Origin of the sequence: Paracoccus contaminans (assembly GCF_002105555.1) — a bacterium.
GTDB classification, from domain to species: domain Bacteria; phylum Pseudomonadota; class Alphaproteobacteria; order Rhodobacterales; family Rhodobacteraceae; genus Paracoccus; species Paracoccus contaminans.
The window spans coordinates 482,649-505,989 of record NZ_CP020612.1 but is presented as its reverse complement, the minus strand read 5'-3'; the positions used below and the strand labels follow the sequence as shown (position 1 = coordinate 505,989).

Annotated in this window: 23 protein-coding genes, 1 tRNA gene and 1 pseudogene; 10 read left to right on the top strand and 15 right to left on the bottom strand. The window is 68.5% G+C overall.

What is annotated here, in order from left to right; translation table 11 throughout:
* Nucleotides 1-684: 684 nt before the first annotated feature.
* The 5 genes from B0A89_RS02410 to B0A89_RS02390 form a co-directional block, all read right to left on the bottom strand.
* Nucleotides 685-1,911: a FliM/FliN family flagellar motor C-terminal domain-containing protein gene (locus B0A89_RS02410; RefSeq protein WP_085376776.1), complete on the bottom strand. Its 1,227-nt coding sequence runs from the start codon at nt 1,909-1,911 to the stop codon at nt 685-687.
* A 75-nt stretch (nt 1,912-1,986) separates the two neighbouring features.
* Nucleotides 1,987-2,883 carry an ATP-binding protein gene (locus B0A89_RS02405; protein WP_085376775.1) on the bottom strand — a complete coding sequence of 299 codons (897 nt, stop codon included), beginning with the start codon at nt 2,881-2,883 and terminating at the stop codon, nt 1,987-1,989.
* Nucleotides 2,873-3,724 carry a twin-arginine translocase subunit TatC gene (tatC, locus tag B0A89_RS02400; protein WP_085376774.1) on the bottom strand — a complete coding sequence of 284 codons (852 nt, stop codon included), beginning with the start codon at nt 3,722-3,724 and terminating at the stop codon, nt 2,873-2,875. Before tatC ends, B0A89_RS02405 begins: the two co-directional genes overlap by 11 nt.
* 3 nt (nt 3,725-3,727) lie before the next feature.
* The gene (gene tatB / locus B0A89_RS02395; RefSeq protein ID WP_085376773.1) at nt 3,728-4,384 is read right to left on the bottom strand and encodes a Sec-independent protein translocase protein TatB; all 657 of its coding nucleotides are present in this window, start codon (nt 4,382-4,384) and stop codon (nt 3,728-3,730) included.
* 24 nt (nt 4,385-4,408) lie between these two features.
* Nucleotides 4,409-4,735, bottom strand: coding sequence for a twin-arginine translocase TatA/TatE family subunit (locus B0A89_RS02390; RefSeq protein ID WP_085376772.1), 327 nt, complete (start codon nt 4,733-4,735; stop codon nt 4,409-4,411).
* A gap of 751 nt (nt 4,736-5,486) precedes the next feature.
* On the opposite strand from B0A89_RS02390, the gene B0A89_RS02385 reads away from it, so the two are divergent.
* Nucleotides 5,487-7,505 carry a TonB-dependent receptor gene (locus B0A89_RS02385; RefSeq protein ID WP_085376771.1) on the top strand — a complete coding sequence of 673 codons (2,019 nt, stop codon included), beginning with the start codon at nt 5,487-5,489 and terminating at the stop codon, nt 7,503-7,505.
* A gap of 354 nt (nt 7,506-7,859) precedes the next feature.
* Here the strand turns inward: B0A89_RS02385 and B0A89_RS02380 are convergent, their stop codons facing one another.
* Complete coding sequence (locus B0A89_RS02380; protein WP_169712120.1) at nt 7,860-8,162, bottom strand: DUF2218 domain-containing protein; 303 nt, start codon at nt 8,160-8,162, stop codon at nt 7,860-7,862.
* Nucleotides 8,163-8,299: 137 nt separating this feature from the next.
* Here B0A89_RS02380 and B0A89_RS02375 point away from each other — a divergent pair, with 137 nt between their 5' ends.
* Genes B0A89_RS02375 through B0A89_RS02360 form a run of 4 tightly spaced genes read left to right on the top strand, consistent with a single transcriptional unit; the run spans nt 8,300 to nt 11,892 of the window.
* Entirely contained in the window at nt 8,300-9,202 is a 903-nt protein-coding gene (locus B0A89_RS02375; protein WP_085376769.1) for a siderophore ABC transporter substrate-binding protein, read from the top strand.
* Between the two features lie 41 nt (nt 9,203-9,243).
* A complete protein-coding gene (locus B0A89_RS02370) occupies nt 9,244-10,155 on the top strand; it encodes an ABC transporter permease (protein WP_085378703.1) in 912 nt (303 codons plus the stop codon).
* Nucleotides 10,148-11,131 (top strand): iron chelate uptake ABC transporter family permease subunit, encoded by a 984-nt coding sequence (locus tag B0A89_RS02365; RefSeq protein ID WP_240558602.1) that lies wholly within the window; start codon nt 10,148-10,150, stop codon nt 11,129-11,131. Before B0A89_RS02370 ends, B0A89_RS02365 begins: the two co-directional genes overlap by 8 nt.
* Nucleotides 11,128-11,892 carry an iron ABC transporter ATP-binding protein gene (locus B0A89_RS02360; RefSeq protein WP_085376767.1) on the top strand — a complete coding sequence of 255 codons (765 nt, stop codon included), beginning with the start codon at nt 11,128-11,130 and terminating at the stop codon, nt 11,890-11,892. Before B0A89_RS02365 ends, B0A89_RS02360 begins: the two co-directional genes overlap by 4 nt.
* 649 nt (nt 11,893-12,541) lie before the next feature.
* Here B0A89_RS02360 and B0A89_RS02355 read toward each other — a convergent pair.
* The 8 genes from B0A89_RS02355 to B0A89_RS02320 all read right to left on the bottom strand — a co-directional run bounded on the left by B0A89_RS02355 (nt 12,542) and on the right by B0A89_RS02320 (nt 17,899).
* Nucleotides 12,542-12,955, bottom strand: a complete 414-nt coding sequence (locus tag B0A89_RS02355; RefSeq protein WP_085376766.1) for a hypothetical protein — start codon at nt 12,953-12,955, stop codon at nt 12,542-12,544.
* Between the two features lie 102 nt (nt 12,956-13,057).
* Nucleotides 13,058-13,675, bottom strand: a complete 618-nt coding sequence (locus tag B0A89_RS02350; protein ID WP_085376765.1) for a helix-turn-helix domain-containing protein — start codon at nt 13,673-13,675, stop codon at nt 13,058-13,060.
* A 71-nt stretch (nt 13,676-13,746) separates the two neighbouring features.
* Nucleotides 13,747-14,934 carry an organoarsenical effux MFS transporter ArsJ gene (gene arsJ, locus B0A89_RS02345; RefSeq protein WP_240558670.1) on the bottom strand — a complete coding sequence of 396 codons (1,188 nt, stop codon included), beginning with the start codon at nt 14,932-14,934 and terminating at the stop codon, nt 13,747-13,749.
* A gap of 68 nt (nt 14,935-15,002) precedes the next feature.
* A complete protein-coding gene (locus B0A89_RS02340; RefSeq protein WP_085376763.1) occupies nt 15,003-16,010 on the bottom strand; it encodes an ArsJ-associated glyceraldehyde-3-phosphate dehydrogenase in 1,008 nt (335 codons plus the stop codon).
* Nucleotides 16,011-16,015: 5 nt separating this feature from the next.
* Nucleotides 16,016-16,870, bottom strand: a complete 855-nt coding sequence (locus tag B0A89_RS02335; protein ID WP_085376762.1) for a metalloregulator ArsR/SmtB family transcription factor — start codon at nt 16,868-16,870, stop codon at nt 16,016-16,018.
* 44 nt (nt 16,871-16,914) lie between these two features.
* On the bottom strand, nt 16,915-17,307 hold the full coding sequence (locus B0A89_RS02330) for a M41 family metallopeptidase (protein ID WP_085376761.1): 393 nt from the start codon (nt 17,305-17,307) through the stop codon (nt 16,915-16,917).
* 182 nt (nt 17,308-17,489) lie between these two features.
* Nucleotides 17,490-17,720: a hypothetical protein gene (locus tag B0A89_RS02325; RefSeq protein WP_085376760.1), complete on the bottom strand. Its 231-nt coding sequence runs from the start codon at nt 17,718-17,720 to the stop codon at nt 17,490-17,492.
* A gap of 102 nt (nt 17,721-17,822) precedes the next feature.
* Nucleotides 17,823-17,899: transfer RNA gene (locus B0A89_RS02320), tRNA-Met, on the bottom strand.
* 170 nt (nt 17,900-18,069) lie between these two features.
* On the opposite strand from B0A89_RS02320, the gene B0A89_RS02315 reads away from it, so the two are divergent.
* The 3 genes from B0A89_RS02315 to B0A89_RS02305 are packed head-to-tail and all read left to right on the top strand — an operon-like array spanning nt 18,070 to nt 19,810.
* Nucleotides 18,070-19,026: a DnaJ C-terminal domain-containing protein gene (locus B0A89_RS02315; RefSeq protein ID WP_085376759.1), complete on the top strand. Its 957-nt coding sequence runs from the start codon at nt 18,070-18,072 to the stop codon at nt 19,024-19,026.
* On the top strand, nt 19,023-19,367 hold the full coding sequence (locus B0A89_RS02310; protein WP_085376758.1) for a hypothetical protein: 345 nt from the start codon (nt 19,023-19,025) through the stop codon (nt 19,365-19,367). Before B0A89_RS02315 ends, B0A89_RS02310 begins: the two co-directional genes overlap by 4 nt.
* Nucleotides 19,364-19,810 (top strand): GFA family protein, encoded by a 447-nt coding sequence (locus tag B0A89_RS02305; protein WP_085376757.1) that lies wholly within the window; start codon nt 19,364-19,366, stop codon nt 19,808-19,810. Before B0A89_RS02310 ends, B0A89_RS02305 begins: the two co-directional genes overlap by 4 nt.
* Here the strand turns inward: B0A89_RS02305 and rlmJ are convergent.
* Nucleotides 19,795-20,583, bottom strand: a complete 789-nt coding sequence (gene rlmJ, locus B0A89_RS02300; RefSeq protein ID WP_085376756.1) for a 23S rRNA (adenine(2030)-N(6))-methyltransferase RlmJ — start codon at nt 20,581-20,583, stop codon at nt 19,795-19,797. The genes B0A89_RS02305 and rlmJ overlap by 16 nt on opposite strands.
* Nucleotides 20,584-21,180: 597 nt before the next feature.
* Here rlmJ and B0A89_RS02295 point away from each other — a divergent pair.
* Complete coding sequence (locus tag B0A89_RS02295) at nt 21,181-22,284, top strand: Mrp/NBP35 family ATP-binding protein (protein ID WP_085378702.1); 1,104 nt, start codon at nt 21,181-21,183, stop codon at nt 22,282-22,284.
* Nucleotides 22,285-22,892: 608 nt separating this feature from the next.
* Nucleotides 22,893-23,321 (top strand): annotated as a pseudogene (locus B0A89_RS02290) (division/cell wall cluster transcriptional repressor MraZ); the annotation flags it as partial.
* Nucleotides 23,322-23,341 lie beyond the last annotated feature (20 nt).

The window sequence follows — 23,341 nt, the reverse complement described above, 5'->3', positions numbered from 1 at the left end:
CGATCCCGTCCGGGCCGCGCGCAAGTCGCTTGCCCGGCAGGCCTGCTGCGGTGGCAGGCGCACAAGGCGGCTGGATGCCGGCAGCCAATCCGGCTCTGCGGGGCCGCGGCCGGCATCGCCGGCGTTCCATCGGGCCGCCGAGCCGCCTGCGATAGAGGGTGCATCCTCCGGGCGCCTTGCCCTTTGGGGGAGAGGAGCGGGAGAATGAAGGGGCGCATGATGTGCATGATCCGGCCGCTTGGCCCGGTGATACCCCCGCCAACTGCCGCCCAGCCGGGCCAACCCCCGGCGGTGCAGCGACGGCGCCGCCCGGGGGCGCGGCAGAACCGGGGCCGGATCGGCCATGCGCTTGCGCAGAGCTGCGGCCGGGTGCGCGCACCGCCAATCCGTCAGGGTGCGAAGAGCCGCTTGTGAGCGGCGTTCCGCGCGACAAGCAAGGGCATCGATCAGAGGCAATGGCCATGGACAATAGGGATGGGCGATGCAGCGGGTATGGTCCTGCGCGCTCTGCCGCACAGGCCCCTGCCGTGTGCTTGCAAGGCGGCGCCTTGCGTGGGCCGGGGCTTGGCAAGACACGGCCTTGGCAGAACAGACCCGCGCCGGTTCTGTCCTTGATCAGGCGCCCTCCTTGGCCGTGCCGGAATGATCCCTCCGCGACGGCAGAGCCGAACACGTGTCTGCGGTTCACCTGCCCGGCATGGCCACGGGCGGTCGTTCGGGGGTGGCTGCCATCGCTTCACCCAATGCGCCGGACACTGCCGCCGCCGGGTTGCGGGCTGGCTCCTCGAAAGCCGCCCCCGGCTCGGGCAGGGGGGCAGGGGCGCCCGGTTCGTCGTTCGGCCAGGCGCCTGTCCGGGGCTGCGCAGCAGGGGGCACGGCCGCCGCCGCCGCCGCGCCGGATGCCACCGCCGGATCACCAGGCGGTCCATCCGCCGCCTTGTCATCGCCGGATTGGGCCTGATGGGCGCTGATGCGCAGGGCATGGCGCCCGGCAAGCACGCCAAGGCGGCCCCTGAACAGCGTCTGCCCTGTTGCCGTTTCCAGCGTGGCCCCATCCAATGCGCCGGGGGGGAGCGCGATGCTGTCGCCCGGCGCCAAGGCCTGCAATTCGCCAAGCGTGATCTGGCGGCGGCACAGGATTCCGCTCAGCTCGATCGGCACGTTCTGCATGGCCTCGGCAAGCAGGCCCATGCCTTCGCCGGCGGGCGGGGGTGCCTGATCATGCCCCGCGGGTGCGGTGATCGCCGCTGCGGGGCGCGCTGCGGCAGCGGGCATCAGAAAGATCATCCGGCCGTCGCGCTGTCCCGCCGAGCCGGCCCGCAGCGCCACGGTGACAAGGCGATAGCCGACATCCTCGAGCATCAGCGCCAAGGGGCGCGGGTCGTCCAGAAAGCTGGCATAGCAATAGCCCTCCATCCCATCGAATCCGGGATGGAGGACAAGCTCGGCGCCGATCTCGGCAAGGCAGGCGTTCACGAAATCGGTGCAGATGGCCGCATCGGTCCGGGTGGGCCGGCGCGGTGCCGCAGGGCGGGGGGATATGCGCCCCAGGGCCTGCATTTCGATCAGCGAGGTCAGCAGCCCCGGACAGATCGCAACGGCCCCTAGCGAATCGGCCGCACCCTGAACGACCGCGATCAGCGCATGTTCAGGCAGCAATTCGCCGAATTCCGCGACGACCGCCTGACCGATGGTCACCCGGTCAAAGAACAGCGGCAGCCCGTGGATCCGCTCTGCTGCCCGTGCGATGGCGCCGGCAATGGCCCGGTCGGGGGTGCGCGGCCCCGGCGCTGGCGGCTCTGCGCCCTTCGGCCCCTCTTGGGCCGCGCTGCGGGCACGCTGCGCGGCAACATGGCGCAGCAGCACCGAGCCGGTCGAAGGCGCAGCCCCCTGCCTGTCCTGAACCGCCATAACCCGCCCTGATCATTCGTTTCCCGGTCGCAGGATGGCACGCAAAGCTTGCCAAGCCGTTACCGGAAACGCCCCTTACAGCGTCAGCCCGTTCCGGCCGGCCAGATCGGTGAAGAATTGCCAGGCGACCCGGCCCGAACGCCCGCCCCGCGTCGCCTGCCATTCGATCGCCTGGGCGCGCATGGCGCCGGGATCGATGGCCAGACCATAGGCGGCGCAATATCCCTCGACCATGGCCAGATATTCGTCCTGCCCGCAGGGGTGAAAGCCCAGCCACAAGCCGAAGCGGTCGGACAGGGACACTTTTTCCTCGACCGCCTCGCCGGGATGGATCGCGCTGGCGCGTTCGTTGTCGATCATGTCGCGCGGCATCAGGTGGCGGCGGTTCGATGTGGCATAGAGCACCACATTGGCCGGGCGCCCCGCCAGGCCGCCGTCCAGCACAGCCTTGAGCGATTTGTACTGCGCATCATCGCCCGAAAAGGACAGGTCATCGGCAAACAGCACGAAACGCCGATCCGCATTCCCCAGAACCGCCAGCAGCCGCCCCACCGAATCAAGATCCTCGCGCGCGATTTCGACCAGAACGAGGGGCAGCCCCTGCGCCACTGCCTCGGCGTGAACGGCCTTGACAAGGCTCGACTTGCCCATCCCGCGCGCCCCCCACAGCAGCGCATTGTTGGCCGCATGGCCGCGCGCGAATTGCAGCGTGTTGGCCAGCAGCGTGTCGCGCGCCCGGTCGATGCCGACCAGCTGGCCCAGCGGAACGCGGCTGACCCGGCGCACGGGTTCAAGGCGATCGGGCCCGGTATGCCAGACATAGGCATCGGCCTCGGAAAAGGCGGGAAGGGGCGCGGGGGGCGGGGACAGCCGGTCCAGCGCATCGGCAATCCGCCCCAGGGCCGGCTGCAGGCCCGTGGCATCGCGCTGGGCAGGCAGCGGCCGGCCTGCGGCGGGATCGTCAGTCGTCATTCTCGACCCACAGCCCCTGGGCGCGCAGTTCAGCCTCGCGCCGGACCTCGATCCGCCGGACCAGCTGAATGGCGATCTCGTAAAGCCCGTAGATCACCGTGAACAGCACAAGCTGGCTGACCACATCGGGCGGTGTCACCATTGCCGCCAGCACGAGAATCGCGATCACCGCATAGCGGCGCATCGAGGCCAGCCCCTTGGCCGACACCAGCCCGGCCTTGCCCATCAGCGTGAGCGCGACCGGCAGCTGGAAGGACAGGCCGAAAGCCAGGATGAACTTGGTCGTCAGCGACAGATATTCGCTGATCGACCCCTGAAAGACGATGCCCGCCATCTTGGGATCGGCGGCAACCGGCGCCTTGGGATCGTCGGGCAAATGCAGCGGCCCGGTCTGGAATCCCAGGAAGAAGTCGAAGGCCCAGGGCAGGATCAGGGAATAGGCAAAGGCCGCCCCCAGCGCGAACATGACCGGCGAGGCGACCAGGAACGGCAGGAAGGCCTGTTTTTCCGAGCGATACAGCCCCGGCGCAATGAACCGCCACAGCTGATAGGCGATGACCGGAAAGGCCAGGATGAAGCCGCCGAAGAGGGCAATCTGCATCGCCAGGAAAAAGCCTTCCTGCACCTTGAGCATCACCAGCCCGCAGGCCTGCCCGCGCTTGGCCAGCGCCCCGCAGATCGGCTGGGTCAGCACGCTGAACACCGGCTGCCAGATGAAATAGCACAGGATGGCGGCGCCGACGAAGGCAAGGCATGACCAGATCAGGCGGGTGCGCAGTTCGGCCAGATGCTCGATCAGGGGGGCCGAGCTCTCGTCGATTTCATCGGACTTGTGGGACAATCGTCAGCTCCGCTCGCTGCGGCGCATGGCATGCAGCCGCCGCACACCGGGGCGGCTCTGCGCCTCGGACAGGTCCGAATCGGCAGGATCGCGCCCCGTGCCGGAAGCAAGGCCAAGCCCGAGCCCGGTTGCCGGGGTGCCCGGCTCGCCGCGCGGAACCACGCGGGTGGGCACGGCCGCAGCATGGACAGGGGCGGCAGGGCCGGGGACGGTTTCGCCCCCATGATCGCCATCCACGGCGGGCAAGACGCTGCCGCCAGCCGCGCGGCCAGCGCCCGTATCGTTGGATGCAGCCGCGCCGGGCAGGGCCGTCCCTTGAGGCGGCGGGGCGGAGGGATCGGGAACCGGGCCGGCCGCATCACGCATGGGCACCAGCGGATCCCATTTTTCAAAGCGGTCGGCCGCGCGGCTCAGCGCATCCAGGCCCATGGCGCGCGGGCTGGTCAGCTTTTGCAGCTCGCGCAGCTCGCGCGTGGCCTCTTGCACACCCGAGGCCTTGGCCGCGTCTTCCATGGCCGAGGAAAACTCGCGCGCCATGCCCCGCGCGCGGGCCGTGATGCGGCCCAGCGTATGGAACATCACCGGCAGATCCTTGGGACCGATCACGATCAGCGCCACGACGCCGATCAGCAACAGCTCTGTCCAGCCGACATCGAACATGATCTGACCGCCCGGCGTGCCGCCTTACAGGCGATCGGTATCGCGGGGGGTCACATCGCGCAGTTCGGCGTTGCGCCGCGCGCGGGCGGCCTCTGCCTCGGCCTGGATGCGGTCGGCCTCGGCGCGGGCCTTGGCGGCGGCGGCTTCCAGATCGTCGGCGCTGCGATCAGCCCGGATCGCGGCGGCATCAACGGTGCGGTCGGCCTCGGTCGCGCCTTCGCTGACACCGCGCTTGAAGGCGGTGATGCCCTTGCCGACCTCACCCATCAGCGAGGAAACCTTGCCCCGGCCGAACAGGACCAGGACGACGATGGCGATCAGCAGAAGCGCCATGGGGGAAGGTGCGTGCATCGTCTCTCTCCGGGTGGTGGGCACAGGCCCATATGCGGCACTGCCGCAGCACGCCATATAAGCCGGCGGGCGCCCTTGCGAAAGCCCCCCTGAACGCCTGCCCCACAGGCGCCTGCCCTGCCGCCCCGGCCCCGGCCTTGCCGCCAGGGGTCGAGGCTGGCCGGCATGATCAGCGCCGGGGCGTACCATCAGGGCGCGGCATGCATTCATTTGGAAAGGCCCCATGATTCGCTGTCTGCGGTGGATGTCTCTGCCTCAATCGTGGCTTCCGAGGGGATGCTGCCCCCATCGCGGCAGGCTGTTGCTGTGCTGCTCCGGCGGGCAGATGCGGGCGGCCGTGCCAGGCCATGCGCGCGATCCTGCCGGCGCGCCCGGGGTATGTGGGCGCCGGGCTGCGGCACGCCGCTTTGCCGGCGGCTGCCATGGCGCCACATGCTGCCGCACGATCCGCCGAAAGCGGGCGCCCTTCTGGTCGGGGTGGATCATCCCCCATGCATGGTCGAGCCGCGGCGCATAGCGGCCCGCGGCGGCTGGCGGCAGCCGCCGGCGCAGCGGATCTTCAAGACAGGCTTGCCGGGCCGCGGCCCATGGCGCCCCGCAGGCTCAGGGGCTGGTCGCCATGGGCAGTAGGCGGCTGGATCAGCCCACAGCTTTTGTTCCAGCGTGTTGATCTGGAAGGATGATCCATATATCCAACAAAATAACTAGGGATTCGCAGCCGATCAGCCACGCGTCCGCAACACGAGGGGACATGATGCTGATCCGCACGCTGCCGCCGCTTGCCGGCGCTTCCATACTTGCTCTGCTGCACTCTGCCGCCTTGGCGCAGGATGCCTCCGGACGCATCGCCGTCCTGCCGATGCTGACCCTGATCGCCGATGGCGCGGAAAATATCGAGGCGACGGGCGGCAGCGTCGTCACCCGCGAGGATATCGAGGCACTGGACCCGGCCGACAATTCGGAACTGTTCGCGCGCGAATCGGCGGTGTCGGTGTCGGGCGGGGCGGGGCCGTCCAAACGCATCCACGTCTTCGGGATCGAGCAGTCCCAGCTGGCCGTCACCGTCGATGGCGTGCCGCAGGGGCCGACCACCTGGCACCACACCGGATCGAACGTCATCGACCCCGCCTTCCTGAAATCGGTCGAGGTCGAGGCGGGCGCCGCGGCGGCCGATGCGGGCTTTGCCGCCGGGGCAGGGGCGGTGCGCTATGAAACGGTGGGCGCGCGCGATCTGCTGAAGGACGGCAAGGCCATCGGCGGGCGCGCCGCCATCAGCCATGGCAGCAATGGCCGCGGCGTTGGCGGCAGCCTGGCCGGCTTCGGCATCAGGGGCGGCTTTGACTGGTTCGTGATGGCCCATGGCCAGAGCGGCGAGAACTACAAGGCCGGCAACGGCCATGAGATGCCGGGGACCGAACCTGCCGCCCGTGGCGGTCTGATGAAGCTGGGCTACGAGGCCGAGGGCCACCGGGTCGAGCTGGCCTATGAGCATGCCCGCGACGAGGCGGAGCGCGTCATCAAGATGAACATGGATCTGAACGGCGACCGCACGGTCCATCCGCTCAAGGTCACGCGCGACACGCTGAGCCTGACCTATCGCACCACGGCCCCCACGGCGATCTGGGATCCCGAACTGCGGCTCTATCGCAGCTCGGACGGCTATCGGCGCCCCAACTATGCGCAGGGCGATCTGGCAGGGGGGGCGGACAGGATCAACGGCGACATGGTCCTGAAGCGCGATAGCTTTGGCGGGGTGGTGAAGAACAGCTTTGTCCTGCCGCAGGGGACGGTGACGGCGGGCATCGACTTTGCCAATGACGACTACAGCGTGGACAATTATGGCGATCATTCCACGGCGCAGCCGCGCCTGCGCAGCTTTTCCACGATGCAGCTGGGCGCCTTTGCCCAGGCGCGGGTCGAGTTCGACAGCGGCTTCGACCTGTCCACGGGGGTGCGCTACGACCATCACCGCCTGACCGACTGGAACGGCCGCCGCCTTGCGGCTGAGGGGGCTGGCGCCAATGCCACGCTGTCCTACCGCGTCAACGAGACGGTCGAGCTGTTCGCCGGCGCCTCGCACAGCTGGATGGGCTTTGACGTGGGCGAATACGGGCTGCTGCATGCCCGCGACGCCGCCTTCGGCACCGATCCGGGCTATGATCCGGCAAGCGCCCGAACCTACAAGCTGGGGGTGAACGCCAGCCATCAGAACTGGCGCGCGGGGCTGACCTTCTTCGACATCCGGCTGGACGGGCTGGCGCGATACGACACCGAGGCAGGCTATCTGACCAATGCCGACGAGGGGCGCAGCCGCGGCCTTACCCTGAACGGCGCCTATGACTGGGGCACGGGCCGCATCGGCGCCACCTTTACCAGGGCCGATGTGACGGTGGATGGCGATGCGGCGCTGCCCAGCGGCGGCACCTTCATGCCGGTCGGCGATCTGGCGACGATCTATGTCGATCAGGCCCTGCCTGCCCATGACCTCAGGATAGGGGGCACGGTCGAATGGGCCGGCAAGCTGTCCGATGCGGCCATGACCGCCGCCGGCTTTGCCGATCACGGCAGCTATGCCGTCGTGAACGCCCATGCGGAATGGGCGCCTGCGCAAATGAAGGGCGCGGCGATCCGGCTGGGCGTCGATAACCTGCTGGACAGGGCCTATTACGAGCGCACCAGCTATGTCGCCCGGCGGGTCGGCACGCGGGAGATTGATCCCGCGCTGGCGCCGGGCCGGACGGTGACGCTGGGCCTTCGAATGGATTTCTGATCCGGCCGCGCGGCGCCCTTGCCCCGGCGCGGCGCTGGCCCGCCTGGCCCATGGGCGCGCCTGATGGCGCCGCACAGCGCGGCGCCGCCCCGGCAAGGGCGCGCCAGCTCGCCTGTGCCTGAGGCCCGCCGGTCTGGTGCGGACAATGCGCTGCCGCCTCGCAGCCCCCGGTTGCCGGGCTCGGATCGGGCAAGGCTGCAGGACGGAACGACCTTCTGCGGCGGATGCTTGCCGGCATGAACAAAGGAACGCCCCCGCGGATGGCCGTCCGCGCGGGCGTTCCCTTCTGTCCTGGCCGTCGCCTGTGCCCTTGCCGGCGGCGGTGCAAGGGGCGCGTGGGGCCGGCCCCCGCCTCTAAAGGGGCGGGGCAGGCTGGATTTCTGTCCAGACCAGCGGCTTGGGCGACTCGCGATGGGCAAAGCGCAGCAGGTGGCCCTCGAACACCTGCCGGACGCGTTCTGCCGCCTCGGCGCTCTCGGCCTCGATCATCAGGGCCAGCCCGGCCGCGTCTGCGGTCATGACCCCGGTTCCGCCCGGAAAGGCGATGCGGGCGGACCCTTCGTCCTGTTCCACGGCGACCTTGTGGGCGAAATGGCGGGCCGCGGTGGTCATGATCGGGACGGGCCGGGTGGTGGGCAGATGGGCGGAAAGTCGCATGCCGGATCCTCCTGCAAAAGGCCTAGCCATATCCTGACAAAAATACAATGGCACATGGACGCGGGCTGCCGGGGCTGATAATCACCCTTGAAAGCCGAGGCCCATCGCCGCCCGACACCCACGAACGGAGCTGATCCATGCCCATTCCGACATCCCTGCGGACAACCGCGCTGCTGGCGGCCGTGATGATGGCGCTGCCTGCGCTGGCCCATGCCGCCCCTGTCCAGACCGCCGCCGGGCCGGTCGAGATCGCCTCGGCCAAGCAGGTGGTCGCCCTGGACGTGCCGGCCATCGACAGCCTGTCTGCGCTGGGCGTCAGCCTCGCCGGCGCGCCAGAACGGCTGTATGTCGATTACCTGGCGGATACGGCCGCCAACACCCCCGACATGGGCACGCTGTTCGAACCCGATCTCGAGGCGCTGGCGGTGGCCGCGCCTGACCTCATCATCGTCGGGGGCCGCTCGGTCGCGCACAAGGATGCGCTGGCCCAGATCGCCCCGGTCATCGACATGAGCATCGGCGCCGATGTGCTGGGCGATGCGCGCGCGCGCATGACCGCCTATGGCGCGCTGTTCCAGCGCGAGGAGCGCGCCGCCGAGCTGAACGCCGATCTGGACGCGCGCCTTGCCCGGCTGGCCGAGGCGGGCAAGGGCAAGGGGCGGGGCCTTGTGGTCCTGACCAACGGGCCCAAGATGTCGGCCTATGGCAAGGGCTCGCGGTTCGGCTGGATCTTTGACGCAGCCGGCCTGGCCGAAGCCGCGCCCGGCCTGAAGGTGGACAGGCATGGCGCGTCCATCACCCATGAGTTCATCGCCCAGACAGATCCCGACTGGCTGTTCGTCATCGACCGCGGCGTGGCCGTGGGCGAGGCCGGCGACAGCGCAGCCAAGACGCTGGACACGCCTTTGGTCCGGGGAACCACCGCCTGGAAAAAGGATCAGGTGGTCTATCTTGACCCCACCCCCCTCTATATCGCCGGGGGCGGCTATACGGCCCTGACGCGGACCATCGACCAGCTCGTCGGGGCCCTGTCCAGGTGAGCCGCCCCCTGGCGCTGGCACTGGCGGCACTGGTGCCGCTGATGCTGGTCAGCCTTTTTGTGGGGGCCGCGGATGTCGATCTGCTGTCGGCCTCGCGCGATCCGCAGGCGGCCTTGGTGCTGATGCAATCCCGCCTGCCGCGCACGCTGGCGGTGGTGCTGTCGGGCGCCTCGCTGGCGCTGGCCGGGGTGGTGGTGCAGGCGCTGGTGCGCAACCGCTTCGTCGGCCCCGATACGACCGGCACGGCCGAGGGCGCGGCGCTGGGGCTGCTGGCGGTGACGCTGCTGGCGCCGGGCGCGCCGATCTGGGCCAGGATGCTGGCAGCCAGCGTCACGGCGCTGGCCGCCACCGCGCTGCTGCTGGCGATCATCCGCCGCCTTCCCGCGCGCGAGGTGATGCTGGTCCCGATCACCGGCCTTGTGCTGTCGGGGATCCTGGGCGCTGGCGTCAGCTTCGTGGCCTGGCAGGCCGACCTGATCCAGCAGATGGGCATCTGGCTGGGCAGCGGCGAGTTCTCGGGCGTGGTCGCGGGGCGGTACGAGCTGCTCTGGATCGCGGGGGCGGCGGCGGTGCTGGCCTGGTTCTCGGCCGACCGCTTCGCCATCCTGGCGCTGGGGAACGATGTCGCGGCGGGGCTGGGGCTGGATACGGGCGCGGTCATGCGGCAGGGGCTGCTGGTCGTGGCGCTGGTCACCGCGACGGTGGTGGCGACGGTCGGCATGGTGCCCTTTGTCGGGCTGGTCGTTCCCAACATCACCGCCCGCATCATGGGCGACAACCTGCGCGCCTCGCTGCCCGTGGTGGCGACAGGCGGGGCGGGGCTGCTGCTGGCCTGCGATCTTGCCGCGCGGCTGGTGGTGCGCCCCTATGAGCTGCCCGTGGGCCTGATCCTGGGCGTCATCGGCTCGGCGGTGTTCCTGGTCCTGCTGCATGCGCGGCCCGCAAGTGGCTAGGGACGGGCGCGCCCTTGCGTTGCTGGCCGGGCTGCTGGCGCTGGCCTGCGCGCTCTGGCTGTTCCAGGGTTTGGGCGAATCGCGGCGCGGCTTTCTGCTGGGGCTGCGGGGAACGCGGCTGGCGGGGCTGCTGATCCTCGGGGCGGCGACCGGGGTGGCGACGGTGCTGTTTCAGACCCTGGCGGCCAACCGCGTCCTGACCCCTGCGATGATGGGCTTTGATTCTCTGTTCGGATTCGTCCAGGTGCTGATCGTCTCCAGCCTGGGGGCCGCGGGCCTTTCAGCGGTGGGCGGGCTGGCGCGCTTCTGGCTGGCGGTCGGGGCGATGCTGGTGCTGGCGCTGGCGCTGTTCGTGCCCTTGCTGGGGCGGGGCGGTCGTGACGTGCCGCGGATGATCCTGACCGGGCTGATCCTGGGGGTTCTGTTCCGTTCGCTGTCGGGGTTCCTGACCCGCGTGATGGACCCGAATGCCTTCGCCGTCGTCCAGAGCCTGTCCGCCGCCAGCCTGAGCCGCATCGACCCTGCGGTCCTGCCCTGGGCAGGGGCGATGACCGCCGCTTCGGTCACCGCCGCCCTGGCGCTGTCGCGGCAGTTCGACGTTCTGGCGCTGGGCCGGCAGCATGCGGTATCGCTGGGGCTGCGGGTTGCGGCGCTGATGGTCGGGGGGCTGGCGCTGGTCGCGCTGATGACGGCAGCGGCGACGGCGATGGCCGGTTCGCTGGCGGCAGGCAGCCCGATCGGTGGCCCGGCCGCCTTCTTCGGCCTGATCGCGGCGGGGCTGGCGCGGGGGCTGACCGGCAGCGCCCGGCATGCCGTCCTGCTGCCTGCTGCCGCGCTGGTGGCCATGCTGGTGCTTGTTTTGGGCCAGATCCTGTTCGAACGGGTGCTGGGCCTTGCCGGCACGCTGTCGGTGGTGATCGAGTTTGCGGGCGGGCTGTTCTTCCTGGCCCTGCTGCTGAAAGGGCGGCTGCGATGATCGAGATCGAGGCCCTGTCCCACAGCATCGGCGCAACGCCGATCCTGCGTGATCTGACCCTGACGCTGCCGCGCGGCGGGATGACGGCGCTGATCGGCCCGAACGGCGCGGGCAAATCGACGCTGCTGCGCCTGATCGGGCGGCTCGAGCCGCTGCAGCGCGGCCGTATCGGCATTGACGGGTGTGACATCGCCCGCACGCCCACCGCGGAACTGGCCCGGCGCATGGCGATCCTGGGCCAGCAGACCGCGATCTCCAGCCGCCTGCGGGTGCGCGAACTGGTCGCCTTTGGCCGCTGGCCCCATTGCCATGGCCGGCCCGGTCAGCGCGACCACGCCGCCGTCGCCGCCGCGCTTGAGGCCTTTGACCTGGCCCCCTTGGCCGACCGCTTTCTCGACGAGCTGTCGGGCGGGCAGGTCCAGCGCGCCCATATCGCCATGACCGTCGCGCAGGATACCGACTGGCTGCTGCTGGACGAGCCGCTCAACAACCTGGACATGGCCCATGCCCGCAGCCTGATGGCACGGGTCGCCGCCCTGGCCCGGACGCAGGGGCGCGGGGCCGTGATCGTGCTGCATGACGTGAACCATGCCGCCGCCTGGGCCGATCACGTGGTGGCGCTGAAACAGGGCCGGCTGCATGCGCAAGGCCCCGTGGACGCTGTCCTGTCCGAACCGCTGCTGTCCTCGCTTTACGACATGCCGCTGGCGGTCACGCGCCATGACGGCCGGCCGCTGGTCCTGCATCATGGAGCGCGCTGAGCCATGCCCGCCCGGCAGGGCGGCGGCGCCCTGCCATCCGCGGCGGCCGCGATCGGGGCCTGCAGGCGCCCTGCGGCAAGGCCGCCAGGCCGGGGGCGGGCGCCGCTGCCGCGGCGGATCAATGGGGCGGCCCGGCTGATCGCCCGGCAAGGCTCATGCCCCGGGCATGCTTTGCGAGGATGCAGGCTTTCACCGCCCCCGCCTTTCCGCAGCAAGCCGCGCCCCCTGACATAGGCGGGCATTTCCTGCCCAAAGGGCTTGAGCGCCGCTGTCAGGCCGCGGGCCTCGACTGCGCATTCAGGATGGGCAGGCAGGGCAGGGATGGGCGGGCAGAGCCCCGATCCAGACCTTTCGCCAATGGGATCGGCAAGCCCCTCGGCCGGTCGTCATGGGCATGAAGTGGTAGCGGAGGTCCGCTACATGGGCAGGCCCACAAGGCGCACAAGTGCAGCGTCGCACTTTGGCGCACAGGCGCCTGCTCAGCTATCGAATGGGGTTTCGCCCCCACACGGTCTGAAGCCCCCTTCAGTGCGTCCCGCAGCCAGTAGCGAGGAAGCCCTCGCAGCGTTTGGCAATGATGGGTGCTCGTCGCCGCCGCTCGCGTGGCCACTGAAGAAGCCCCTGAAGCAGAAGCCTCAGGGGCCATTCCTTACTCTGAAAACTCAAGTCCCTTGAACGACATCCCGCGCACCGCCGCCGGCGCGGCCGAGAGGCGGCGGATGTCTGCCCAGGTCTGCTTGTAGACCGGGATGATCAACTCGTTCGTGCCCGCCGAGATCACGTTGCCCTGGGTTCCGCGCGGACTGCCGAAAATCATGAAGGTTTCCTTCGGCCGTGCTGTGTCGATCGGATAGGCAATGTCGAGCGGCTCGTCGAGCTTGAGATCCGCGAGATTGGCGAGACGCTTCGAGGGATAGGCCACGCGGGCAAGCGATGGCTGGGCACGGGCCGGCGCCGCCGGCAGCACGCTCGACGCTGCGACGCCGACAGCGCCGAGTGCGCCGCCCTGAAGAAAGCGGCGGCGTCCTGTGTCAATGATCTTGGGGCATGTCATGGCCATCATCCCTCTTGGGCTGTCACGCGCAGCCTATACCATGGCGAGGCCCCGCGAGGCGTCGTAAAAGGGCGCTAGATATCTCCATAAACTGATGTAATATATATATAATTACTGGCGTTCGGAAATCCGAACGGGCTGGAGGCCGAGCTTCTGGATCTTCTCCCACAGCGTGGTGCGTGACACCTTCAGCAGCCTTGCGGCCTCGGCCATCTGGTGGCCCGACCGCTCGAGCGCGACCATGATCTGTGCCCGCTCGGCGGCATCACGTGCCTCGGCAAGGCTTTGCAGCGCGGCGTTGGTCTGCCGCTCGGGGAACAGGTCGGCCGGGAACAGCCAGTCCCCGGCGGCGTGCTCGACGCCCCGGATCAGCCGGGCGCGCAGCTCGCGGCCGTTGCCCGGCCAGTCATGCGCCCGGACCGCTGCCTCAGTCAGCGCGGCGATGCCGCGAAGCCTGCCGCCGGCGCGCGCATTCACCGCCGGGAACAGCCGGTGCAGCGCCGTAACCTCTGCGTAGCTGCGCCGCTGCACAGGGAGGACAGGCCGTCCGGATGCATCAGCCAGCGCCAGGGTAAGAGCGTCGATGACCGCTGCCTCGTTGTTCAGAAAGACCGGGGTCAGTCCGAAGCGGAGCGGCCCTTCAGCGCCGGTCGCGATCCGAGCCGCCAGCAATGCGGGCGCGGACAGAAGCAGCGAGCGACGGGCGATAGGGGGTCGAATCGTCTGCATGGCTGCAAACCTGGTGCTTGCCGTGCGTTGCGTTATCCGAGGCAGAAGCGTGCGGCGGCCATGAACAGCGATCAGGCGCCCCTGAGGCGTCGGGCAGCCAGCCAGGACAAAAGCGCCATCACACCGGCCATCGCGAGGCACAACGCAAGCCCACCGAGCTGGTAGCTGATCCCGGACAGCAGCGTGCCGATCAGCCGGCCTGCGGCATTGGCCATGTAGTAGAAGCCCACGTCGCGGGTGATCCGCTCCGCCGATCCGAAGGCGAGGATCAGGTATGAATGGACCGATGAATTGACCGCGAAGATGAAACCGAAGACCAGCAGGCCTGCCACAAGCAGCCAGGTGAGCCACGCGGCGGTTCCCCCGGCCGCCCAAGCGGCAAAGGCCAGCACGAAAGGCACAGGAACCAGCAGACCGGACCAGAAAACTGCGCTGTCCACCGTCTCGGCCTCGGGTTGCCCCTTGCGCCCCAGCAGGCGCGGCGCGAACCCCTGCACCACGCCATAGGCGATGATCCAGAGCGCCATGAAGCCGCCGACGAGGAAAAACGCCTCGCGCCGTCCCTCGGCGGTTCCGTCCGACAGCACCGCCTGGAAATAGACCGGAATGCCCACGACGAACCACACGTCCCGTGCGCCGAACAGGAACATCCGCGCCAGCGACAGCCGGTTTACGCGGACGTCCTTGGACCGCCAGCCGGACCAGCTTTCTTCGGACTTCATCCGCCCGGGCAGACCTGCCGGCAGGAACAGCACGACCGCGATCAGGATCACAGCCAGAACAGCCGCCATGCCCCAGACCGCCGCCTTGAATCCGGCGAGGCCCAGGAGCGCGGCACCAAGGAAGAAACCGAGGCCCTTCACGGCGTTCTTCGATCCGGTCAGCGCGGCCACCCAGCGGAAAAGGACACCATCCTCGGTTGGGGCCAAGAGTTTGACCGCCGATTTCGATGACATCTTGGCCAGATCCTTGGCCACGCCCGAGACGCCTTGGACGGCCATCACGAAGGCAACCGAAGCCGCGACAGACCACGCCGGGTCAAGCTGCGCCAGCGCGACGAGGGCAGCGATCTGCAAGGACAGGCCCCCATAGAGCGTTGCCGCCAGACCGAACCGCGCCGCAAGCCAGCCCGCGCCGAGATTGGTCACGATGCCCGCGACTTCGTAGAGCAAGAAGAGCCAGGCCAGTTGCACCGGCGAGAAGCCCAGCCCGTTGAAATGCAACAGCACGAGCATGCGCAGCGCGCCATCCGACAGCATGAAGGCCCAATAAGCCGCCGTCACCGCCCCGTAGGCGCGCAAGGGGTTCGCAGAGGCCGCCGCGTCGCTCACATCGACCCCGCGACCATGCGGGCGATGTCGGCCAGACGGCAGGAATAGCCCCATTCGTTATCATACCAAGCGTAGATCTTCACCTGTGTGCCGTTGATAACCATCGTCGAGGGACCGTCCACGATGGACGAGCGGGGGTCATTTGTGAAATCGCAGGACACGAGCGGCCGCGTCTCGTAGCCGAGTATGCCTTTCAGCGGTCCTTCGGCGGCAGCCTTGAACAAGGCGTTGACCTCCTCTGCGGTGGTCTCGCGCTCGACCTCGAATACGCAGTCGGTCAGTGAGGCGTTCAAGAGCGGCACCCGGACCGCATGACCGTTCAGGCGTCCCTTCAGTTCAGGATAGATCAGCGTGATCGCGGTGGCCGAGCCGGTGGTCGTCGGGATCAAGTTCATCAGGGCAGACCGTGCGCGGCGCATGTCCTTGGCCGGGCGGTCTACGATGGTCTGGGTATTGGTCACATCATGGATCGTGGTGATCGAGCCGTGCTTGATACCAAGATTTTCGTGGATCACCTTCACCACCGGCGCGAGGCAGTTTGTGGTGCAGGACGCCGCCGTCAGAAGGTTCTGTGTGCCGTCATAGAGATGATGGTTCACGCCATAAACGAGGTTCAGCGCGCCGCCGTCCTTCACCGGCGCGGAAACGACGACCTTTCGCACCCCTGCCGTGTAATAGGGTGCGACCTTGGCACCTGTCTTGAACACGCCGGTGCAGTCGATCACCAGATCGACGCCAAGCTTAGCCAGCGGCAGGGCCTCGATGGTCTCTTCATGCGTCAGGCGGATGCGTTGGCCGTTCAGGTCCAGCGCCCGATCTGCTGCCGCCACCGGAGTTCCCCAACGGCCATGCACGGAATCGAACTCCATCAAAAGTGCATGCTGTTCGGCATCCCCCGCCGGATCGTTCAGCAGGACCAAGTCGCCGCCCGCGCCGGTGTCGATCAGATTCCGGAGGACGAGTTTTCCGATGCGGCCAAGGCCGTTCAGAGCAATGCGCGTCATGATACTCAAGCCGATGCGTGATCGTCGGAGCCGATGGCATCAACGCGGGACTGGAGGGACATGCGGCTCAGCGACGCGAAGGGCAGCTCGACAAAGGTCATGATCCGTCGGCGAAGGGCGCCATAGGTTTGGGCAAAGATCAGCGCCTTTTCGGCATCGGTTCCGGTGGCCTTGACCGGGTCGGGCAGGCCCCAATGGCCGGTGATGGGCTGGCCCGGCCAGGGCGGGCATTCCTCTGCCGCTGCCGTATCGCAGACGGTGAAGACGAAATCCATGACCGGTGCGCCCGGCTGCTGGAACTCGGAGATATGCTTGGATCTCAAGACTGAGGTGTCGTGGCCATTGCGCTTCAGAATTTCCAGCGCAAAGGGGTTCAACTGCGAGTTGGGGCGGGTGCCCGCGGAGAATGCCTGGAACTTGCCTTTGCCCAGATCGCGCAGAAGCGCCTCGGCAAAGATTGACCGTGCCGAGTTGCCTGAGCAGATGAAGAGCACGTCGAAGTCAGTATCGGGGAAGGTCCGGTCCACTTGAACAGTATCCTTTGGGTCGGAGAGCAAGGGGGCAAGGAGGTCGGGCCGCGCTCGGCCCACATCGAGGGCGAGGTAGCCGATAAGGCCCTCGGTCGTGTCGAGATCGACGGCATAATAAAGCGACCTGCCGGCGCGTGTGACCTGGACGAGGCCAGATGCCGTCAGATCGGCGAGGTGATGCGACAGCGTGTTCTGTTTGATCGCCAGCGCCTCAGCGATCTCGGTCGGGCGCACGCCTTGCGGGGCGAAGCGCATCAGCAGGCGGAATACGGCCATCCGGCCGGGATGGCCGAGCGTGGCGAAGGCATGGACGGCGCGATTCTGTTCCATTATTCCTGATAAGAGGAAATAATTGAACTTGTCCAATGAAGGTTTCATGATTGGCCAAGCCAGCACGTGCGCTCACTGATATGGCGTTCTGAGATACGGCACGCTCTTGGCACCTTGGCGGCAGCGGTGTCGCTGAGGGAACCCTGCGCCGAAACCTCGCCGAGGATGATCTCCTCGGCGGTCCGGCCCGCGAGCTTCAGTGCCAGATGTGCCTTGACCTCGGCTCGCGTTGCCGGCGGGACTGACCAGTCGAAGCCCACCAGCCCCTCATGCGGGCTGGCCACGGCCCGACGGGGAACGCCGCCGGCCTGCAACCCGCCAGCATATGCCCCGCCTTGGACGGCGACGCGCCACAGCCGCTCCTGCTTCGGCAGATGCGGCTGGACGATCGCCGCCTCCAGATCGGCGATCTCGAAGGCGTGGCCCGCGGCGCGCATGGCTGCGCGCCTGGCGGATCGCGCCGTCGATGCCGGCAGCGGTGGGGCCGGCGGCGTGCGGGACGGCGGCCTGCGGGACTTGCGGGCAAAGGCAGCGTGACGGCTCCGGGCGGGATCGCTGTCGCCGATGCGCAGCGCGAAGGAAGCGCCGACCGCGCGGACACGCTCCGGGGCCAGCCGGTTCAGCGACCGACGACCGGCTCGACCATCCCCGGCGGGGCGGCGATGGCGGTGACGGCAGTGTCGGCCAGCCAGCTGCCGGTATCTGCACGATCACCCACCTTGGCCAGCACCCGACCGAGGACGACCAGCATCTCCGGGCTGTCGGTCAGGGGGAGCTGAACTCGGTCGGTCCGAACTGCCCGATGCGGATCGTGAAAATGATCGCGATGCCATCCAGGCGATCTGTTCATTGATCCTGCACGTGACCGTCATTGATCGAGATGACGGCGGCATGGATTGCGAGCTTGCCGGGACGATCGCCCTCTTGTCGCGTCGCGCGTCGGGGGGGCAAGTGGTAGCGGAGGAGGGATTTGAACCCCCGACACAAGGATTATGATTCCTCTGCTCTAACCAGCTGAGCTACTCCGCCCCGATCTGCCCGTTCGGGTGCGTGGCGTTTAAGGCCGGGCGCAGCGGGCGTCAAGGGGGTTTGCGCTGCCGGGCGCAGGCGGCGACAAGGGTCTTGCCAGACTGCGCCGGGCGAGGCAGGGAAAACCCCGGCATCCGTTCGAATCGGGGTGCAAGCAGGAAAGGGACGACATGGCCGACGACCTTTATGCCGCGCTGGGCGTGCCCCGAACGGCGAGCGAGGCCGAGATCAAGAAAGCCTATCGCCGGATCGCCAAGACCGACCATCCCGACCTGACCGACGATCCTGCGGCGCAGGAACGCTTCAAGGCGGCATCGGCGGCCTATGACCTGCTCAAGGATCCCGAGCAGCGCGCCCGCTATGACCGGGGCGAGATCGATTCGCAGGGGCAGGAGCGCCCCCAGCGCCGCTATTACCGCGACTTTTCCGAAGCGCAGGGCAACCCCTATCGCGGCAAGCCCAGTTATGGGGACTTTTCCGATGTCTTTGCCGACCTGTTCGGCGAAGGCGCGGCCCAGGGCGGGCGCAGCGGCTTTGGCGCCGGCTGGCAGGGCGCGGGCCGGGGCGGTGCGCAAAGCTTTGACATGCGCGGGCAGGATCACCGCTATACGCTCGAGGTCGATTTCCTGACCGCCGCCCGCGGCGGGACGACCCGCATCACCCTGCCGGACGGCAATGTGCTGGACGTGGCGATCCCTGCGGGCACACGCGACGGGCAGACCATTCGCCTGCGCGGCAAGGGCGCTCCGGGGATGGGCGGGGGCGCGCCGGGTGATGCGCTGCTGTCGGTCACCGTTGCCGATGACCCCGACTGGCGGCGCGAGGGCGAGGACATCATCACCGTGCTGCCCATCTCGCTGTCCGAGGCGGTGCTGGGCAGCCGGGTCGAGGCCGAGACGCTGGACGGGCCCGTGATGCTGACGGTCCCGGCAGGCGCCTCGTCGGGGCGCAAGCTGCGCCTGCGCGGGCGCGGCCTTGCCGGGCCGGGGGGCAGGCGGGGCGATCAGTATGTCGAGCTGCGCATCGTCCTGCCGCCGCAGGTGGACGACGAGCTGTCGCGCCTGATCCGGGATTGGAGCGCCGCGCATCCCTATGATCCACGTGCCGGGCGGGGGAAAAGATCATGACCTTGATGAGCCGTGCCGAATTGCTGGCGCTGGTGCCCGACCTGTCCGAGGCGCGGCTGGCCGCCCTGACCGAAGCGGGAATCGTCAGCCCCGTCCGGGCCGAGGCAGGCGAGCGATTTCGCGATCTCGATGCGGCGCGGCTGCAGCTTGCAATAGAGCTTGAGGATGTGTTCGCCCTGCATGAGGAGGCGCTGTCGCTGGTGCTGTCGCTGATCGACCAGCTGAACGGCGCGCGGGGCGATATGCGGGCGGTGCTGGGCGCGCTGGCCCAGGAGCCGCCCGAAACCCGCGCCCGCCTGCGCGCGGTGATCGCCCGCCATGTCGTCCGGGTGGGCGGATGAGCGCCCGGCTGCGGGACGGCGGCCCCGATCCGGACCGGGCCGACTGGGACGGCGGCTGCCATTGCGGCGCGGTGCGCTTTCGCGTGCGGCTGGCGGACGGGCTGCACAGCGCGCGCCGCTGCGACTGCAGCTACTGCCGCATCAAGGGCGTGGTCGCGGTGACGGCGGCAGAGGGCGGCTTCGTCCTGATGGCGGGCGACGAGGCGCTGACCGCATACCGCTTCAATACCGGGACGGCGGCGCATCATTTCTGCCGCATCTGCGGAACGCCGACGCATCATTCGCGCCGATCAACGCCGGGGCAGGTCGCGGTCAGCGCCGCCTGCCTTGAGGGCGTCTCGCCCTTCGATTTCCTCGAGCTGCCCGTGTCCGACGGCGTGAACCATCCGGCCGACAGCGGCACCGCACGGCAGGCCGGGCGGCTGCTTTACAGGCCGGCGTAAAGGCGGCCCAGCCGGGCTGCCTCATCGGCCAGCCCCCAGGGCGGGTTGATGACGAACATGCCCGATCCGGTCATCCCGTGCCCAGGCCGGGCAGGGGCAAAGCGCACCTCCGACAGCAGGGCGCCGGGGTGATCGGCGGCCAGCGCCGTGACCATCGCCCGGTGGCGATCATCCGCCAGCAGCGGATACCACAGGGCGATCACGCCCACGTTCCACTTGCGCGCCATCCGGGCGATCCAGCCGGGCAGGCGGTCGTAATCGGCCTTGATCTCATAGCTGGGATCGACCAGCAGCATCCCCCGCCGCGGCAAAGGCGGCAGCAGGGCATTGGCAAAGGCAAAGCCATCGTCGCGGCGCAGATCGGCGCGGGGCGCCATTCCGGAAATCGCGTCTTGCAACAGCGCAAATTCGCCGGGATGCAATTCGGCCAGGTGCAGGCTGTCGTCGGGGCGCAGGAAATGCGCGGCGATCAGCGGCGATCCGGGATAGCTGTCCACCCCATGCGCATGCCTGACCCGGTGCAGCGCCGCCGCAAGAGGATGGCCGGGGGGAAACCAGCCGCCGGCCAGCACGCGCCCGATCCCCGCCGCCGCCTCGCCGGTGCGCAGCGCCTCGGGCGCGCGCAGGTCGTAAAGCCCCCGCCCCGCATGGGTTTCCAGATAGCTGAGCGGCTTTGGCTTGTCGGTCAGCCGCGCCAGTGCAACCGCCAGCAGTGCGTGCTTGTGCACATCGGCAAGGTTTCCGGCATGATAGGCGTGCTGATAGGACAACATGAACGCTGCCTAGCCGGGCATCCCGTCTTTGACCAGCCGCCGGGGAAAAGGCCGCCGCAGGATCGCAGCCTGCCCAAAGGCGCGCAGCCCCTGCCGTGATCCCCTTCAAGGGCAAAGCCCGCGGTAAGCGCGTGCAGCCTTCAGCAGGGCGCGGGCATAAATCGCATTCGGTCGGGCTGAGGGAGAGAAAGCGGCGACCCCGGGGAGGAGGAGAGGGGTCGCCGCCGACAACACGGACCCAGGGAGGAGGAGGGGTCCGGCTGCATCAGGATCATCACCGGGGAGGAGGTCGGTTCCGATCCTTGCGCCCAACATGCTGCTTATGCTGCGCCTGCACAACACAGTTTTTAGCGCGGCAGCTATGTTCCGCATGCATGGGAGTGCCCTTGAAAATGGGTCAGAGGCCTCTAGGGTGGCTGGAATCTTTCACGCCGACCCGGTGAGGTCGGCGAATCATGCGCAACGCGCAGGCCGGTCATTGGCGATTCCCCCTCATCCCGGCCTTGCCAAGCTGCGCTGCAGCAAGACGGGCGGGTGGCTGGCAGGCCATCTCGCGCCTATATGCAGCGGATCAGGGCTGATGAGGGATGCGTAAAGATGGCAACGCGGGATGATGTGATTCGGGAACTGGCCGAGGTGCCGGTTCCCGGCGGCCGCAATCTTGTGGATGCCGATCTGGTCAGGGCCTTGCAGGTCGGCGGCGACGAGGTCCGCTTCGTGATCGAAGCCCCTGACGCCGCCCTCGCCCGCGCGCTGGAACCTGCCCGTGCCGAGGCAGAGCGGCGCCTGCGGGCCTTGGGCTTTGCCCGCGTCGGCATCGTCACCACGGCGCAGGCCGGCCCGGCGCCGCGGGTCACGGCGCGCTCGGGCGAGGGTGCGGCGAAGGGCGCGGGCGCGCCGCCCGCTCTCAAGCTGGGCCGGCACCCCGTGCCTCAGGCCGGTCCGCAGGCAATCCCCGGCGTCCGGCATATCGTGGCGATCGGCTCGGGCAAGGGCGGGGTGGGCAAGTCAACGCTGACCACCAACCTGGCCGTGGCGCTGGCCCGCGCGGGCCGGCGCGTCGGCGTGCTGGATGCCGACATCTACGGCCCCAGCCAGCCCCGGATGCTGGGCGCGACGGATCGCCCGCGCAGCGAGGGCGAGCGCATCATCCCCGTGCAGGCCCATGGCGTGACCATGATGTCGCTGGGCCTGATGATGAAGGAGGGCGAGGCGGTGGTCTGGCGCGGCCCGATGCTGATGGGCGCGCTTCAGCAGATGCTGAACCAGGTGGAATGGGGCGAGCTGGACGTGCTGCTGGTGGACCTGCCCCCCGGCACCGGCGACGTGCAGTTGAGCCTGTGCCAGAAGGCGCCGGTTTCGGGCGCGATCATCGTGTCCACCCCGCAGGATGTGGCGCTGATCGACGCGCGGCGCGCGATCGACATGTTCGACAAGCTGGGGACGCCCATTCTGGGGTTGGTCGAGAACATGAGCGTCTATGTCTGCCCCAATTGCGGCCATGAGGCGCATCTGTTCGGCCATGGCGGCGTCAGCGCCGAGGCGGCCGCCCGCGGCCTGCCGCTGCTGGGCGAGATCCCGCTGGATCTGTCAGTGCGCCTGGGGGGCGATGCCGGACAGCCAGTCGCCGCCAGCGAAGGGCCGGTCGCGGATGCCTATGCCCGCCTTGCCGGGCGACTGATCGGGGACGGGATGGCTTGACGGCGCCTTCGTCCGGGAAATCACGGGAACGGCCGGGGGGCTAGGGTGGCGCTGCCTGCGCTGCCCGCCCTGCCGCATCCCTCGGCCCGCCGAATCGAAGCGCCCGCATGGCAGGCATTGTCCGGCCCGGCGGGCCACCCTGAGGGACCGATAGGCGGTTTTTTACTGGTCCGGGAAGATGTGGGACTTATCTGCCACATCAGATTTCATACCAGATGTTGGGTGGGAACCGGTTTGCCGTTCTACATGTTGAAGAATTAACAAATATTTTACCGCTTGTTCGCGCCGTGTTCGGCAGGGGCACGGCCTGCCTGCCTCGCACCCGCCCGCACAAGCCCATTGCTTCCCATGAAATCCCATGGCATCCCGTTCTCACGGAAGGCGGACAGCGAAGGGGCGGCAAGACCCCGGCCAAGGCAGGCTTCATACAGGCACCGCCATCCGCATGACGACCCGGCCGCGCGCGAGCAGCACCTTACCCCAGAGGTGGCGCACAGAAGCCGGGCGATCCCCGAAACTTCGGGGCCCAGAGATGGGACGAGGGCGGCGGATCGGGCAGTGGCAGCAGCCCGGTCCGCCCTTTCTGCTTGGGGGCGGGACAGTGGAAGGTGGCCGGCTTGGCACGCAGGTTCAGAGGCTCGGAGGAGGTCAAGGTCGATGCCAAGGGGCGCATCTCGATCCCGGCCCGGTTCCGCCGTGTCTTTGAATCCTCCGATCCCGATTTCACGGCCGGCAAGCGCGCCCAGATGGTGATCGTCTATGGCTTTGCCGAATGGACCCATCTGCGGCTTTATACCATCGAGGCGATCGATGAGATCGACGCGGGGATCAGCCGGATGCCGCGCGGCTCGGTCGAGCGGAGCTATCTGGAAACCTTGATGAACGGCCTGTCCGAGGAGGCCGAGATCGACACGGATGGCCGGCTGATGCTGCCCCAGCGCCTGCGGGAAAAGATCGGCCTCGACGACCGGGCCTTCTTCATGGCGCAGGGCGACTATCTCAAGCTGTCCACCCCCCAGACCCATGCCGCCGACCTGGCCGAGATGGAGGCATCCAT